The sequence below is a fragment of the Paenibacillus sp. CF095 genome (assembly GCF_900101225.1).
Taxonomy (GTDB): Bacteria; Bacillota; Bacilli; order Paenibacillales; family Paenibacillaceae; genus Paenibacillus.
On record NZ_FMZN01000002.1, the window covers coordinates 279857 to 296189 of the forward strand.

A 16333-nucleotide genomic window follows, 5' to 3' on the forward strand; every position below is an offset into this window, starting at 1 on the left:
GATATCATAAAGGGTTAATGAAGACGAATAATTCAAGTAGAGGAATGAATAGATGATGAGAATATTAATTGCGGAAGATGAGGTTCATTTGGCAGAGGCTGTATCGCAGATTTTGAAAAAAAACAACTACTCCGTGGATATGGTCCACGACGGCAGATCAGGACTCGATTATGCGCAGAGCGGTATCTACGACCTGTTACTACTCGACATCATGATGCCGGAGATGGACGGGATCACTGTCCTGAAGAAACTCCGCAGTGAAGGGAATCATACGCCTGTCATTCTGCTCACGGCCAAGGGTGAACTATCGGACAAAGTCACAGGCCTTGATTATGGTGCCGATGATTATATCGCCAAGCCTTTTGCCACAGAGGAACTGCTGGCCCGGATTCGTGCAGCTTTACGGCGGAAGGGCGAAGTGGTTCCCGAGGATGGGCTGAAGTTTGGCGACATTGAGCTGAATACAACTCAGTTGAAGCTGAGTGTTCAGGGTAAGGAGATCAAGCTGAATCTGAAGGAGAATGAACTGCTAGAGCTGTTGATTGCTCGCAAACAGGCGATTACCTCCAAAGAGCAGATTATTGAGAAGTTATGGGGATTTGATTCGGAAGTGGAGTATAACAATGTGGAGGTGTACATCTCGTTTTTGCGCAAAAAATTAACCTTCCTGAACTCTGCTGTCCGCATTAACACGATTCGGGGTGTGGGGTATGTACTTGAGGTGACGTCCTGATGTTCAAGAAACTTCGAAATCGGTTCCTGATCGTGAATCTGGTGTCCATATCTATTATGATGCTGGTGGCATTTGCGACGATCTATACAATTACTTATCAGAATGTGCAGCGTGAGACAAATATGGAGCTCTACAAGGTGTCTGATTTCTATCACAGTCCTTATAATTCATCCAAGATGCCGCGCGGGGAAGGGCAGGGTTCCGGTACAGATTCGTTTCCCTCCGATGCCATGGGTGGTGATAATGGAGGACCGGGGGGTGATCCCAACTCACCTCCTGCACGTTCCGTTTCGTTCATGATTAAGACGGATGACCAGTGGAAGATTACGGATACACATTCCCGATTTGATATGGAAGATACGTTCTACACCGAGGCGCTGCAAAAGGTTGACCAGAATAAAGTTGGTGATTCGGAACGGCAGACGGGGCAATTTGCGCTGGATGGAACGGACTGGGCCTATGTGGTTGATCCGAGCGGTGACGGGCATATGATCGTATTTATTGATGTGACGGCACAACAGGGCATTCTGACGAACCTGATCTATACATTTGCTGTTGTTGGATTAATTATGTTGATTGTGATCTACTTCCTGAGCCGTTATTTTGCCAATCGTTCCATTGCACCAGTCAGAGAAGCGTTTGAGAAGCAAAAACAATTCATCGGTGATGCTTCACATGAGCTGAAGACACCTCTGGCGATCATCAATACCAATGCTGACGTACTGCTTGCGAATCAGGAGGATACTATAGCAAACCAGGCGAAGTGGCTGCACTATATCAAGTCGGAAACTGAGCGCATGACCGGACTTACGAATGATCTGCTCTATCTGACTCAGATGGATGACTCGCGCTCCACGATGATTCATGCGAAGTTTAATATGAGTGATGCGGTAGAAAGTATTATTTTGCCAATGGAGGCCGTTATTTTTGAGAAAAACATCTCCCTCGATTACAACATTGAGCCGAATCTTACGGTCCATGGGAATAGTGAGCAGATCAAACAGGTCATTCTGATCCTGCTTGATAATGCTGTGAAATATTCCGGTCCAAAAGGCGCCGTAAACGTCACCCTCCAGAAACAGAATAATGATGTCATGCTGGCCGTATCCAACACAGGTGAAGGCATTGCACCGGAACATCTGGATCGGATCTTCGATCGATTCTATCGTACGGATTCGTCAAGAGCACGCAAACATGGTGGGCATGGTCTGGGGCTGGCGATTGCTCGTTCCATTGTGGATCAGCACAAAGGAGAGTTGTACGCCCGAAGCGTGGTCGGAGAGGGGGCTACATTTTACGTGCGGTTGTCGTAGGGGCAGAGTGATGAGCGGGCTCTACACTAATCCTTCGCTCCCGCTCTATAATTGTTCTTCAGGCATAAGTTCTGCCTGTAATGGGTTAACCTATGCTACAATGGCAACAGTATGTATGAATCAAGGAGATGAACTGAACGTGGCAGAAGCAAACGCAATTAATGAACAAGAAATGATGCAATATATTGCAGATAAAACAAAGGCAAGCCAAGCGAACATCGCTCTTGTGTTGAAGCATGAGCAAGCGTACATCAACAAGGCGCACGAAAATGCCAAAGGTAACGATGTGGATATTGACGGCGATGATCTGGCAGACTATATCCTTAGTCGCAAAGATGTGAAGCTGGATGAGTTGACCGTGGAAAGCATCCTGGATGCTGAGATGGACTACTTGATGGACAAGGGTCACGCGGGATACATCGATTAAGTTAAGCGTAGGCAAAATCTAACGAATCTGACACGACTTATTCGGGTATTTCTCGCTCGATTGGGAATGTAACGAATCTGAGAAGTGTTATTCTCTGGATTTTAGGACTTTTCGATGCAATTGCAGCATTTCCGCGGAATTAGCGTGTTTGAGATTCGTTAGTTCGGGAAATAAGCGCTTTTTGCCGAAATAAGGTGCCTTAGGTTCGTTAGAGTAATCACAAGGTGCAACGAGGTGTTAAATGGCTGTTTCAAAAGTACATTTTCACAGATACAGCCTTATGCATGGCAAGTGTAGTACTATAAAAAAGACCTCAACTCCACAATACTGTGGTGTTGAGGCCTTTTTTAGATTGTAGCGACCAGGCATCCCTTCGGGAACACCTGTCGGTATAACTTTTTTAAGGATGGACTTGAAGTTCTATCGGACCGGACCCCTCTATCGGATCATTTGTCGAATCGCGCCATGGGTGCAGCTGGATGAGTGTTGACCTATCGGACAACCTCATCGCATCACTCATATGTTTGTCCTACAGTGATCCCTATTGGACATCGCTGTAAGGTGAGATTTTTAGGCAATCCCTATCATCTCCTACCGTTTACAGCTTCTTATTGACCCATCATACCGCCATCTACAGTGTAGAGGGAAGCTGTTACATAGGATGCTTCTTCAGACAACAGGAAGTTCATTACCGCAGCAACTTCTTCCGGTTCACCGTAACGGCCCATTGGAATGGCAGATACCGTAGCAGATTGGTAATCTTCCACGTTGCCGGAGTTAGCTTCGATCTGACGCATCATACGGGTATTGATTGTGCCTGGCAATACAGCGTTAACCCGGATATTATAAGGTGCCAGTTCATTGGCAGCGGTACGCGTGAGGCCAACTACTGCATGTTTGGACATAATATATGGAGATACGGCAGGTGCACCCATCAGACCCGCGAGGGAAGAGGTATTTAGAATCGCACCGGATTTTTGTTTTTTCATCACTGGAATGACGTTCTGCAGACCGAGGAATACCCCACGAATGTTGACATTATAGACCGTATCGAGTGCTTCAACACTCAGGTCTTCGATCAGTCCTGTTGGACCTTCAATTCCGGCATTGTTGGCAAAATAATCGATTCGGCCAAAAGCATCCAATGCTTTTTGCACATAGTTTTTCACGTCTGCTTCTTGGGATACGTTCGCTTTTACGGCAATTACGTGCTCTTTGTCGAGGTTCAGATCAGTGATCGTTTGCTGGATGGCTTCTTCATTCAGGTCGACCAGAACTAGATTGATTTTGCGCTCTGCAAGGCGGCGTGCCAATTCTTTACCAATGCCTCCGGCTGCTCCTGTAATTACGGCTGTATGTGTATACGTTGTACTCATGATATATTCGCTCCTTATTCATTATTGGCAGGTATTTCTCAAAAAAAGTTTCAACCTGTCGTCTATCTTTCCTGTCTCAATGTTAAGATATACATAGCAATGTGACAATAATCATTGACAGCGCATATGTCAGCTATCGGACAGAGGTGTAAGCGGTGTTTATTTATATTACAATAATGAACAAAGGAGGCGAGAATGTTGATCATTGAACATCCTCAGGATCGGAGAGCACGAAGAACACAGGATGCGATCATCGCTGCGGCGGTTTCTTTGATATTGGAGAAGGGAGCAGACGCTTTAACCATTCGGGATATTACGGAGCGGGCGGATTACAACCGTGGAACCTTTTATTTACATTTTCCCGGCAAACCGGAGTTGTTGCAGTTCATTCTGGATGATTTCATGCAGGGAGTGGGGCGAGCTTATGCAGAACCATACGCACAGCTCAAGGAAGTGGACATGACTGTATTGCTGCCATCCACGATGCCTGTATTCGAATATATTGAAGCCCATCAGGATATCTTTCGTGCATTAATAACGATGCATTCGGATATGGGTTCCCGGCTGTGCAATATGTTTAGAATGTATCTAACCGAAGATTTTGTATTGGTGACCGAGGATAGTGAGTGGACGATTAATTACGACATTATGTTAAGTTATCTGGTATCTGCTACGGTAGGTGTAATCATGCATTGGGCGGAGATTGGATTCAAGTATTCTGCGCATTATATGGGAGAGCAGCTTACGGCGCTGATTAACATCAAACCGACCCGTCTGCTGATTGAACCAGGGCAGAAGGGCCGGACTATTCACGAGCGTATGCTGTTGGATTGAGTCAGATTATCCGGTCATGGAGGCGTTCGCGGCCTGTTGCATCTGAAGCAGCTGTTCGCGAATCAGGACCGACTCTCCGATCATGATCAATGCCGGGTTATTCACTTGATGTGACAGGGCGAGGGAATGGAGTTCGGCAAGTGTGCCGGTAATAATCCGCTCCTCCGAAGTGGTTCCTCGTTCGATTAAAGCCGCAGGGGTGTGTCCGCTTTTGCCATGGTGAAGCAATTCATGTTGGATCTGGGGCAGTTGGCTAATACCCATGTAGATGACCAACGTATCTACACTATGAGCGAGTAGATCCCAGCGAACCGATGATACACTTCCGTCACTGCCGGTTCCCGTGACACATGCGAAGGATGAAGCAACCCCGCGATGGGTTAACGGAATAAGGGATGAAGCGGATGTACCTACAGCTGAAGTGATGCCAGGAATAATCTCAAATGCAATCCCTGCTTCCGCCAGCACAAGCGCTTCTTCACCACCACGACCAAAGATAAACGGATCACCACCCTTGAGTCGTACGACTTGTTTGCCTTCCGCTGCATGTGCAGCCAGCATCCGTCCAATCATCTCCTGACTCATGGAGTGAAGGCCCGGCGCCTTGCCGCAGTAGATACGGAGTGCTCCTTCACGAGCCTCAGCGAGCAATTGATCATTCACAAGCCGATCATACATAATGACATCTGCGGACTGAATACGTTTCAGGGCTTTTACCGTAATCAGATCCGGATCTCCAGGACCAGCGCCAACAATACTAACCAGGACCCGGCTCATGGTCGTGTCCCCAATTTCGGTGTAACATCGGAACTTGCCAATCCTGAACGACCACCCGGAATGGTTGCCAGTTTGGATGAGAGCTTTACAGGATTTCCCCAGTGATGGGCGGCATATAGACCAAGGCCTGTAAATACAGCTCCGCCAATGAGGTTACCCACCAACACCGGGATCTGATTCCACAGCCACCAGTCAGCGATACTAACCTGTGCGCCGAGCATCATGCCTGCCGGAATGACGAACATATTTACCACAGCATGCTCAAATCCCTGAGCGAAAAATATGGTAATGGGCAGCCACATCGCTACGATTTTACCCAGAGTAGAAGTGGATGTCATCGCCATCACTGCCCCGAGTGCGACCATCCAGTTACATAGAATGGCTTTGATGATGACCAGTACAATGCCAGCCCCGCCCAAGTGCTGATACCCCAATGTTTTGGTTTCACTGGTCTGGATCAGCGTTTGTATTAGAGGATTGCTCATATCCGTACCCATCTTGGTAATGGTCAAGCCGTATAACAGAGCATAGAATGCACATCCGAGCAGATGTCCTGTGATCACCCAAAAATAATTTCGGAGCATATCCATCCATGTAATTCTACGTTTCAACACCGCGAGTGGAAGCATCGCAAAGTTTCCTGTCACCAATTCGAGACCCAGCAGAATAATGATGACGAATCCTGCCGGGAATATCAGTGCACCTGCCAAACCAACGGAAGTTTGAGATACAGCGGTATATGCCAATGTGGTTGCAAAAGCAAGGATCGCTCCCGCCAGAAAACCGCGGATCAGCATCTGTACCCGATTCATTCTGGCTTTGCTCTCACCAGCTTCGACCATCGATTGCAGCACTTCTGCAGGTTTAACAAAATCCATAGCGCACGCCTCCTTGATGTCAGGGTATCTCTAGCCTTTAACCCGCAATTGTGATGTAGATTTCTCCGCTGTTGCCGTCCACTTCTGTTTTGTAGGTATTCAAGCAGCCTTCATCCGGCTCGTGTACCTTACCGTTACGCAGATCAATCTTCCAATCATGCAAAGGACAATGAACGGCTGTCCCGCATACCATACCCTCCGACAGTTTCCCGCCCTTGTGAGGGCAACGATTCTCGACGGCGTGCAGACTTCCGTCGCTCAGTTTGAAGACTGCAATTTCGGTATCCTGTATCAGGAAGGTCCGTGCTCCCTTTTCATCAATATCTGCAAGGTGTCCAATTCGGAATTTGTTCATCGCTGTTCCTCCTCTTCTAGTGGGTTACCGGCTCGGCACCGGACAGTGGGGTGAAGTTTTTGCGTAATTTCTCGTCTTGAATGATTTCTTTCCAAGGATCAACCGTGTGGCCCAGTGTAACTTCCAGACGTTCAACCAGAGCGAGACGTACATCCCGATCCGCCAATGCTTCCTTCACATGATCCAGACCTACCCGTTCAATCCAAGCCGCTGTTCTCTCATTCCATTTTGCATTCTCTCTATAATATTGCAGGTAAGAGTAAGTCCACTCTTCCACTTCCGCATCGGTCTTCACCGTACAGAGCAACTCGGCTGCACGAACCTTAACTCCGGCGTTACCGCCAACATGAATCTCCCAAGCACCATCAATGGCGACAACACCCAGATCCTTGATGGTCGCTTCAGCACAGTTCCGCGGACATCCGGAGACAGCGAGTTTCACTTTGGCTGGAGCTACCATCTTGTCGAGTTTTTTCTCCAGTCGAATCCCCATCTCGATGGAGTCCTGTGTACCGAATCGGCAGAATGTGTTGCCTACACAAGTTTTCACCGTACGCAGCGCCTTACCATAACCGAAACCGGAAGGCATATCGAGCTCTTCCCAGATCTTCGGCAGGTTCTCCTTCTGTACACCAAGCAGATCGAGTCGTTGTCCACCCGTGAATTTCACCAAAGGAACATCGTATTTCTCCGCGACAGTCGCAATCTTGATCAATTCCGCCGGGGAAGTGACACCACCATAGATCCGTGGAATAACGGAGTAGGTACCGTCCTTCTGGATGTTGGCGTGATAACGTTCATTGGTGAATTTGGATACACGCTCATCTGTGTATTCAGCCGGCCAGATCATACCGAGATAATAGTTGAGTGAAGGACGACACTTGGAACAACCTTCCGGCTCATTCCAACCGAGAACGTTCATAACTTCCTTCACGCTTTTGAGTCCCATTTCCTTGATCTGGGCAACAATCTCATCCCGATCATAGGAGGTGCAGCCACAGATGCCTTCTTTGGTCTGTTCGCCTACATTATCACCTGCGTAATACGTGAGCAGGTTTTCGATGATAGGCTTGCACCCACCGCAAGAAGCGGAGGCTTTGGTGCAGGATTTGATTGCACCGAGGGTGTTGCAGCCTTTGTTCAGAACGGCGTCCCCGATGGAAGCTTTGGTAACACCATTACAACCACACACGATCTCGTCATCCGGCATACTCGCCATGCGTTCTGCGACAGATGGACCCGAGCCTGAACCACCAGAGGGTACACCGAGCAAAATTTCTTTCTCCCGACCACTGATGTTCTCTCCACTCTTAATGAGAGAAAACAGCGATGCGCCATCCGTGGTATCCCCGAACAATACAGCTCCAATGAGCTGCCCATCCTTGATCACCATCTTTTTGTATACACCATCGACATCATCCTGAATACGAATGCTGCGAGTGTTCGCAGCGTCTTTGAATTGTCCGGCAGAGAATACGTCAACACCGGATACTTTCAGCTTGGTAGAAGTGACCGAACCTTCGTATCCTTCAGTTGTCGCGCCCGCAAGACGTTTAGCGAGTACCATACCTTGTTCATATAATGGAGCAACCAGTCCATAGGCAATACCGCGGTGTTCTGCACATTCGCCGACGGCAGAGATGCCAGGAATGCTGGTATGCATATAATCATCTACAATGACTCCACGATTCACATCGAGGCCGGTATTACGAGCCAGTTCAATCTGAGGGCGAATCCCGACAGCCATGACAACCAGATCTGCTTCAAGTACCGTTTGATCAGTGAAACGAATGGCTTTTACTCGATGTTTGCCTGTGATTTCTTCGGTATGTTTGTTCAAAAGGAACTTCATGCCTTGTTCTTCAAGCTCACGCTGGAGCATCAGGCCTGCCGGCAAATCCAGGTTCCGGTCCATCAGATGGCCGTTAATATGGATGACCGTGACGTCCATGCCCAGATTGAGCAGCCCCCGCGCTGCTTCCAGTCCTAGCAATCCGCCTCCAATGACGGCAGCTTTGCGATACTTTTGCGATGCTGCCATCATGGTCTCGCAGTCTTTAATATCGCGGAAACCGATCACGCCTTCTTTGTTAGCGCCGGGGAGCGGGAGGATGAACGCTTGTGAACCAGTTGCCATAATCAGCTCATCATAGGCTGCGCGTACACCATTTTGAGATACAACTTCCTTGCGCTTGGTATCGATCTGAACGACCGGATCACCCGGGTACACCCGAATACCGTTATCTTCGTACCAGCTCCACTCATTGATTACGATATCTTCGATGGATGTTCCGCCAGCCAGTACAGAGGATAGCATGATCCGGTTGTAGTTGGGATGCGGCTCTGCGCCGAAGACTGTAATTTCATAAGCGTGCGGAGCAAGCTTAAGGATATGTTCAATTGTGCGGATTCCCGCCATGCCATTGCCGACCAGCACCAGTTTTTTCGTTGTACTCATTATGATTAGCCCCCTTAGGTCCATTCTGCAAACTGCCTCGAAACCTTGTCTCTAAAATCGAAAAAGCCTGTTATGCCTCGGAGGACTGCGCATATACATACGCATCCCTTGCTCCGAGATTGCAAAACAGGCTTCATTGCCGTTTCAACCAGCTACGCCGTTGTAACTGTGATCGATTCAAATATGGAGTTGTTATGGCTTAACTATAAAAGATTGATCTAACCATGTCAATATAGTTGACATAAAAAAGTATTTGAAATTTAAAGTTAATTATGTTTACATGAGTTTATTGGAATATCAAATGGACGACGACGTTTTACGCACATATCTTCATAAATTGAAGAATTTAACTGAATTTAGCATGCCTTATACAATAAATACTGTAGAAAAGGTGCCATGTGTATGGTGTCCCCCTTTTTTTATACAGTATGATGAGGCATGAAAAGATCATTCTAATGTTGAAATCAAGACGTATAATCATCACTACTTGGTTTTTTGTTAGGTAATATAACACGTTTATCGCTTTGATGTATTAACGTCTTAAATGTTGTGGACTCTGACTATACGCCATAGGGAGGGATTGATCCATCATGCGATCTTTATTGGTCATCCGTGTTCAACCAACGATAGCTGCCTCATCCGATGCAATCCCTCTGACACCGGAGAGGCTGCTGGGAGCAAACGGGTACCATGTACAGGTGGCGGGCAGTGAAACGGAAGCGTTGAAGCTGGCTCGGGCAGCGGAAGCGTCCATCTTGCATCTGTCGCTGGCTGATGTGGAGTACTGGGTGAACTGCCTGGGAAAGGGGAAGTCGGATTCCCCGTTGCTCTGGTGGTGCGCGCCAGATACGGCTTCTTCCTCCGCAGAATCCTGCGAGGTCGAAACTTCATTTGATGGAATACTTACACCATCCATGACCGGGCCTGAGATCCACTGGACTCTTCACTTTGCAGCTCGGCGTTACATGGAACGCAAACAGTGGGAGCAGGAACGGAAGCAGCTGCAATCCAGGCTGGAGGATCGGAAGTGGATTGATATGGCGAAGGCCATCCTTAGTGATCTGAAGCAGATCTCCGAGGCCGAAGCCTATGACCTGTTACGCAAGAAAGCGATGGATGAACGCAAACGGATGGTCGATGTAGCCACAGCGATTGTGAAGGCCCATCAACTGCTCCAGTCTTAATTGGAAGGAGGATTCTCCATGGATATGTCTCAGATACTCCGAGAGGTCGGACGTGGGAAACGAGGCTCACGTGATCTGAATTATACAGAGGCACTGACCGTAGCAGAGAAAATCCTGAAACAGGAGGTTTCCCCTGCCCAGACGGCCGCATTTCTAATGGCTGAACGAATGAAAATGGAAAACGTTGAGGAACTGGAAGCTTTTGTTCATGCATGTCGTAACAGTGCGGAACGTTTCTCTATATTTCAGGATGGATTGGACTGCGCGGGTCCTTATGATGGACGGACGAAGTCGTTCATGGCCACGTTTCCGGTTGCATTTGTACTCGCGGCGGCCGGGTTGCCGGTGACTTTGCACGGGAGTGATCCTTTACCACCCAAGTGGGGCGTCACGTTGTCGGTACTTTTGAAGGAAGTGGGTATTAATACACACAAGATGGATCGGGAAGATGCCCGGAGCGCTGCATTGCGTTCGGGTGTCATGTACGTGTCCTCCGAGGATTGGTGCGCACCTCTTCGTAAGCTTCGTCCGTTACGGGAAGAGTTGGGTTTTCGAACCGTGTTTAACACAGCAGAGAAACTGATTGATTATAACCATTCACCGTATTTGGTGTTTGGTGTGTTTCACAATACCTTTCTGGATCGGATTGCGAAGTTGCTCACCCGGTTTAACTATCGCCGTGCTTACGTTGTACAGGGGATGGAAGGTTCTGAGGATCTGTATATTGATCGGCCAACCCGCGTATACGCCGTGGAAGACGGTGATATGAAGCTGGAATTGGTTGATCCTGCAGCCTATGAACTGGATATGCCCGTGCCGGAACTGGTCTGGACGGCTGCGAAGCAGCTTGAAGTGGCGGAAAGTGTGTTAAGCGGTGAGGGTCATATTGCTTTTGTGAATCAGGTCTTGTTAAATGGAGGTTTCCGCTTGTACGCGGCGGGGCGTGTCAATTCCATCGAAGAGGGCATATACACTTGTCAGGGGTTGCTGGAGAGTGGTGCAGCGTATCGCATCTATCAGCAGTGGTGTGTCTCCATGGGTGGCGAACTGCCGGATAACAGAGCGGTGTCCATCTATCCGGCATCGTCCAGATAATGTGATGCCAGTGTTCAATCTTGTTATGGTTTAGCGTGTTTTTATTCCCAAGGATAAGTAACGGTCAGGAAGTCAGCGAATTTCTTGCTCTCTTCCCGCCGTTGTTTCCGCATGGCCGCCCGATCCGGAGCGGTCTCGTATAATTTCTTCTCTTCTTCCGTCTCCGGAATAATGCGAGGTACGATCAGTTTGCGATTATTTTCGTCCAGGGCCACAAAGGTCAGAAATGCCGTCGCCGCAATTTTCTTCTCTCCGGTCTTCAGATCCTCTCGAATCACCTTCACAAAAATCTCCATGGAACTTCGTCCTGTCCAGGACGCGAACGATTCAAGTGTAACGGAGTCTGTTGGGTTGATCGGGTACAGGAAATCGACAGAGTCGGTTGAAGCTGTTACAGTATTGACCCGACATAGCTTGGAAGCGGCGATGGATGCAATATCATCGATGTAGGACATAAGCTTGCCGCCGAATAGCGTATTATGATTGTTGACATCGGTTGGGAACACCCGTGCCGTCTTGAAACAACGTGTTTCGCGTACATATTTTTTCTCCACCTGATCCATCTCCGTTGGTTTCGGTATCTCTCTCATGTTTTTTCCTCCTGACAGTATGGCTGCTGTGACATTTCATTTCAGGTGTTGCAGGGTCTATTTCTGATCTATTATCCCTAGTATAGGTGTCGGTCAGATACATATTCAAATGAAGTTGGACTGCAAAAAAACCGCCAGGCGCGGACCGGCGCGCTGGCGGTTTACTGCTGTATATTAAGCCTTGGGTTTGAAAATGCCGGACGGTTTGCCGATCGGCAAGAACGCATAACCGAAGTGAGCATTCAGTACCGAAGCACCTGTACCATACAGGGACACAATTCCGATAGCCATTTCAGCGTATGCTGCAATAGTGTGGAAAATGTGAGGAGCTACGCCGAAAGCGTCAAAGGTCAAGCCAAGGAACAGGAAGTCAATCAGAATGAAGATGATAAGCAATACTTTATTCGCTTCAATCGCACCGATTGTCATGAACAGGGTGAATACAAGGTATCCGGCAAAAGCAAATCCGAGCTGCTTGCCATCGGCCTGTTCAGCGAGAGTGGAGCCAAATACGCCCATTTTGATCATCCAGTTGGCAGCCATGGCAAACCAGAAGAATGCGTACGCGCCAAAAGCTGTTGTGCCAAAGGTATTGTTGCGTTTGGAATCTTGAATACATGCGAATAGCTGGGCAAATGCACCCAGGAAGATCGCCCAAGGAATAGCGTAGCTAAGTCCATCCGTAATGCCAAGCTTTTGGGAAGAAGCGACCAGGGTTACGATAGCCAACCCAAATAATCCCATTGCGCTGGGATCGGCGTTAACAATTTTGACTTTAGTCTGTGAATCGGTCTGCATGGTGATGATAAGCCTCCAATAATATCAAATCAGGATCCATGGCCGTTGTTGGCCGTCCTCTAAATTACATCATTTGTATCCGCCGGGTCCGGACACACACATCGCCCTATTGTACCTGAATGACCCCGTTATGGAAAGGGATTTTATTACCTTTTGAACCAATAGACTTTTTGTTTTTTCAATATACACATTTACGACACAATCCGTTCTGGCCGTGAATGATGAGGCCAGACGCTAGAATCCAACTCTCGATAATACCACTAAAATTGCGTCATATCAGCCATTTTCGGATAAGCTCTTGTGTGATAAAATAATCTTTATCAAAAAATGGAGAAGAATACAAAACATCCTTGTCTCCTATGCCATATGTTAATCCAACTATAGATTGACAGGAAAAACTAAAATGGTTCACAGAATAAGGAGGTATCAGGGGTCATGGTTATGAGTTTGGATTTGAAAAATAAAATAGAGAAGGCCAGACATAACCTTCATATGCTGGTAGAGCATAACAAGGGTGGTCTTGGGCATCCCGATGTGATTCGGCAGTCTATGGCATTGGACGAATTGATTAATGAGTATAACCGAATTAGCCGAAACCATTCACGGGCCTGAACCCAAAGCGATTTTAATTTTATACACGGAACAAATCACATAGATTGTAACGCTTGATCGTACAGACGGGCATGAATATAGCCGGTGTGGACAGCCTCAGTTGAAGAGGCGGTATCCTACCGGCGTAATATTCATGCCCGTTTGTTTTTGCATCGTATCCATCATGCATCTGTTTAATGCAGCAATCGTTTGGCTTCCAAATATAACACCTGTACGAATTTTTTCGTATTAATGCGTGTCTGGGACAAGGAAGGCTCCACATTGTTTTGCAGCTCCAGCATTTTCTTGCGAATTTCGGTGAAATCGAAAAATTTGGATGCATAATTCTCGAACTTGGGATGTGTATAATCTGTTAATCCCAGAGAAACCACATGGCTCAGCGTCTGGAAGATGGCCCTGCGAACACGTTGTTCCGATGCCTTGATCTCCTTGTTCACCTCTGCGAGAGAGGCGTCTTCTCCCAGTTTACGTATCGCTACATTCTGGAAGATGTCTTTGAGGGATGGGAACGTATAGGGGGACAGCTTATGCTCATCTGTCTCTACCTGCTCCAGATATTCCAGCATGTCCAGCAGATCTCTGCTGCCTGCTTCGCCGATCATGCCCATCTCGGATAGCAGGAAATGTCCTGCTGTCGTGATTGTTTTGTCCGGAACCGGAGCTGCGGTACGTTCGATAGAATTCAAACTGGACAATCCCTGCAATGTCCGCTGAATATCTGCGATGGATTGCTGCATCCGAAGCCTTTCGCTCACCAGCCGCAGAACAGATAGAATCTCTAACCGGTTAATCGGCTTCGTAATATAATATTCAATGCCTAGTGAATAGGCTTCTCCGATCATATTTTTCGACTCGATCTGGGAGATCATGACGATCTTACCCTCGAACCTTCCTTCAAGCGCCCGCACGGTCTGAATCCCGTCTCGTTGTGGCATCAGCAGATCAATCAGCAGGACATCCACCTTATGCAATTCCAACAGTTCCGCGTGAATATGTGCTCCGTCCTCAGCTTCCCCGGCAATATCGCCAAGGCCTTCATCCTCAATAATATCCATCAACATGGAACGAACGCCAGGATCATCATCCACGATAAAATAACGCATGTCAGTCATTCCCTTTCTCTGCGAATGGTGTGATTGATAAATCTATGGTAAAGGCGGCTAACTCCGCCATGAACTCTCGTTCCAGTGTAATCGTTCCTTTCCTTCTTGCATAGAACCTGACATGTCAGGTTAAATGACAATGATTGGGCGATCAAAGCCCATTTTTAAAATAAATGTAGAAATTACATGTAGGTATTTGTCGATTTCCGTAGATGCCCTTGTAGTATAAGTAACATCCCGAAGTCTGGGGCTAGTGTTGTGCAGAATGGTACAAACTTTTCCCGTAACCATCTCTGTGCTTGAAATACACCATAAAAAGGGGCATACCGATGGAGCAAACAATACAAGATATTGTCGTCATTTTCAATGATTTTCTATGGTCCAAAGTGTTAATTATACTATTGGTAGTATGTGGTATATACTTCACCACCAAGACCCGATTCATGCAATTCCGCATGATTGGAGATATGGTGAAGGTGCTTCGAGAGCCAAAAAGCAAGGAACCAGGCAAAATTTCACCTTTTCAGGCGTTCTGTATTAGTATGGCGGCCCGTGTAGGTACAGGGAATATTACCGGTATCGCACTGGCTATTGCACTGGGTGGACCTGGGGCTATATTCTGGATGTGGATCATTGCAATAATCGGGTCAGCCTCCAGTTTTGTGGAGAGTACGTTGGCTCAGATCTATAAAGTGAAGGATAAGGGCGGATTCCGCGGGGGTCCGGCGTATTATATGGAACGTGGGCTGGGGAAGCGCTGGATGGGGATTTTATTTGCCATTCTCATTACACTTTCATTCGGGTTGGTCTTTAATGCGGTGCAATCGAATACGATTACTGTCGCATTTGAGAACTCATTTGGCACGGATCGGTTAACCGTGGGTATCATTATGGCTGTGATATTTGCAGGAATTATCATGGGCGGTGTCAAACGGATTGCAAAAGCATCGGAATACATCGTTGTTGTACTGGCCGTATTGTACATTGGGGTAGCGGCTTTTGTGGTGCTGGCGAATATTACCCAGCTTCCGGCCATGATTGCGTTGATCGTCAAAAATGCCTTCGGCATCGAACAGGTGGCTGGCGGAACGTTGGGCGCTGCACTGATGAACGGTGTGAAACGCGGATTGTTCTCCAATGAGGCGGGGATGGGTAGCGCCCCGAATGCTGCTGCAACGGCGGATACAACACATCCAGTGAAACAGGGACTTATCCAGGCATTTGGCGTGCTGACAGATACGTTAGTGATATGTACAAGCACTGCCATGATTATTTTGCTATCCGGGGTATACAAAGGTTCCAATCTGGGTGGCATTGAATTAACTCAGGCTGCATTAAGTGTACATATTGGTTCATGGGCATCGGGATTCCTGGCGGTTATGGTGTTCCTGTTTGCTTTCAGTACACTAATTGGAAATTATTACTATGGAGAAACCAACATTGAGTTTATCAAATCCAACAAAGTCTGGCTGTGGGTATACCGTATTTGCGTTATCGCGATGGTGGTGTTTGGTGCGGTAGCCAAAGTGCAGCTGGTATGGGATTTGGCTGACCTGTTCATGGGGCTCATGGTGGTGGTGAACCTGATTGCAATTCTGATGCTGTCCAAGGTGACTTTCGAAGCGTTGAAGGACTACAAGAAACAAAAGGCTGAAGGACGTGATCCCGTCTTTACCCGGGACCGAATTCATATTCCGGGTGAAGTGGAATGCTGGCAGTCGGAAGAAGAAGTTATTGGAGATAAATCAATACATGTAGCCAATTAAGATTTTATCTGAATGTAGTTGGTTATATAAAATG

Annotated in this window: 16 protein-coding genes; 8 read left to right on the top strand and 8 right to left on the bottom strand. The window is 47.5% G+C overall.

The genetic code is table 11. From position 1 onward, the window contains the following. Nucleotides 1–55: 55 nt before the first annotated feature. The 3 genes from BLS69_RS20550 (at nucleotide 56) to BLS69_RS20560 (ending at nucleotide 2473) form a co-directional block, all read left to right on the top strand. A complete protein-coding gene (locus BLS69_RS20550) occupies nucleotides 56–733 on the top strand; it encodes a response regulator transcription factor (RefSeq protein WP_036612327.1) in 678 nt (225 codons plus the stop codon). Beyond that, nucleotides 733–2046 (top strand): sensor histidine kinase, encoded by a 1314-nt coding sequence (locus BLS69_RS20555; RefSeq protein WP_091035673.1) that lies wholly within the window; start codon nucleotides 733–735, stop codon nucleotides 2044–2046. Before BLS69_RS20550 ends, BLS69_RS20555 begins: the two co-directional genes overlap by 1 nt. Before the next feature lie 115 nt (nucleotides 2047–2161). Continuing rightward, entirely contained in the window at nucleotides 2162–2473 is a 312-nt protein-coding gene (locus BLS69_RS20560; protein WP_091036528.1) for a hypothetical protein, read from the top strand. 608 nt (nucleotides 2474–3081) lie between these two features. Here BLS69_RS20560 and BLS69_RS20565 read toward each other — a convergent pair. Beyond that, complete coding sequence (locus tag BLS69_RS20565) at nucleotides 3082–3849, bottom strand: SDR family NAD(P)-dependent oxidoreductase (protein WP_091012476.1); 768 nt, start codon at nucleotides 3847–3849, stop codon at nucleotides 3082–3084. A gap of 195 nt (nucleotides 3850–4044) precedes the next feature. Here BLS69_RS20565 and BLS69_RS20570 point away from each other — a divergent pair, with 195 nt between their 5' ends. Continuing rightward, nucleotides 4045–4683 carry a TetR/AcrR family transcriptional regulator gene (locus tag BLS69_RS20570; RefSeq protein ID WP_091035675.1) on the top strand — a complete coding sequence of 213 codons (639 nt, stop codon included), beginning with the start codon at nucleotides 4045–4047 and terminating at the stop codon, nucleotides 4681–4683. A gap of 6 nt (nucleotides 4684–4689) precedes the next feature. Here BLS69_RS20570 and cobA read toward each other — a convergent pair whose 3' ends face one another. Genes cobA through nirB form a run of 4 tightly spaced genes read right to left on the bottom strand, consistent with a single transcriptional unit; the run spans nucleotide 4690 to nucleotide 9151 of the window. Continuing rightward, complete coding sequence (gene cobA / locus BLS69_RS20575) at nucleotides 4690–5460, bottom strand: uroporphyrinogen-III C-methyltransferase (protein ID WP_091035678.1); 771 nt, start codon at nucleotides 5458–5460, stop codon at nucleotides 4690–4692. Then, complete coding sequence (locus tag BLS69_RS20580) at nucleotides 5457–6338, bottom strand: formate/nitrite transporter family protein (protein WP_091035681.1); 882 nt, start codon at nucleotides 6336–6338, stop codon at nucleotides 5457–5459. Before BLS69_RS20580 ends, cobA begins: the two co-directional genes overlap by 4 nt. Nucleotides 6339–6375: 37 nt before the next feature. After that, nucleotides 6376–6693, bottom strand: coding sequence for a nitrite reductase small subunit NirD (nirD, locus tag BLS69_RS20585; protein ID WP_074092734.1), 318 nt, complete (start codon nucleotides 6691–6693; stop codon nucleotides 6376–6378). 16 nt (nucleotides 6694–6709) lie between these two features. Then, nucleotides 6710–9151, bottom strand: coding sequence for a nitrite reductase large subunit NirB (gene nirB, locus BLS69_RS20590; protein ID WP_091035683.1), 2442 nt, complete (start codon nucleotides 9149–9151; stop codon nucleotides 6710–6712). A 590-nt stretch (nucleotides 9152–9741) separates the two neighbouring features. On the opposite strand from nirB, the gene BLS69_RS20595 reads away from it, so the two are divergent. Beyond that, entirely contained in the window at nucleotides 9742–10335 is a 594-nt protein-coding gene (locus BLS69_RS20595) for an ANTAR domain-containing response regulator (RefSeq protein ID WP_091035686.1), read from the top strand. An 18-nt stretch (nucleotides 10336–10353) separates the two neighbouring features. After that, complete coding sequence (locus BLS69_RS20600; RefSeq protein ID WP_091035688.1) at nucleotides 10354–11430, top strand: anthranilate phosphoribosyltransferase; 1077 nt, start codon at nucleotides 10354–10356, stop codon at nucleotides 11428–11430. A gap of 41 nt (nucleotides 11431–11471) precedes the next feature. Here the strand turns inward: BLS69_RS20600 and BLS69_RS20605 are convergent, their stop codons facing one another. Continuing rightward, nucleotides 11472–11984, bottom strand: a complete 513-nt coding sequence (locus BLS69_RS20605) for an acyl-CoA thioesterase (protein WP_026081401.1) — start codon at nucleotides 11982–11984, stop codon at nucleotides 11472–11474. 210 nt (nucleotides 11985–12194) lie between these two features. Beyond that, on the bottom strand, nucleotides 12195–12818 hold the full coding sequence (locus tag BLS69_RS20610; protein WP_091012490.1) for an acetate uptake transporter: 624 nt from the start codon (nucleotides 12816–12818) through the stop codon (nucleotides 12195–12197). A 435-nt stretch (nucleotides 12819–13253) separates the two neighbouring features. Here BLS69_RS20610 and BLS69_RS20615 point away from each other — a divergent pair, with 435 nt between their 5' ends. Continuing rightward, nucleotides 13254–13430 (top strand): aspartyl-phosphate phosphatase Spo0E family protein, encoded by a 177-nt coding sequence (locus BLS69_RS20615; RefSeq protein WP_017691636.1) that lies wholly within the window; start codon nucleotides 13254–13256, stop codon nucleotides 13428–13430. A gap of 173 nt (nucleotides 13431–13603) precedes the next feature. On the opposite strand, the gene BLS69_RS20620 is transcribed toward BLS69_RS20615, so the two are convergent. Continuing rightward, nucleotides 13604–14533, bottom strand: a complete 930-nt coding sequence (locus BLS69_RS20620; protein ID WP_091035691.1) for a response regulator — start codon at nucleotides 14531–14533, stop codon at nucleotides 13604–13606. A 329-nt stretch (nucleotides 14534–14862) separates the two neighbouring features. Here BLS69_RS20620 and BLS69_RS20625 point away from each other — a divergent pair, with 329 nt between their 5' ends. Further along, on the top strand, nucleotides 14863–16299 hold the full coding sequence (locus tag BLS69_RS20625; RefSeq protein ID WP_076251914.1) for an alanine/glycine:cation symporter family protein: 1437 nt from the start codon (nucleotides 14863–14865) through the stop codon (nucleotides 16297–16299). Nucleotides 16300–16333: the final 34 nt, after the last annotated feature.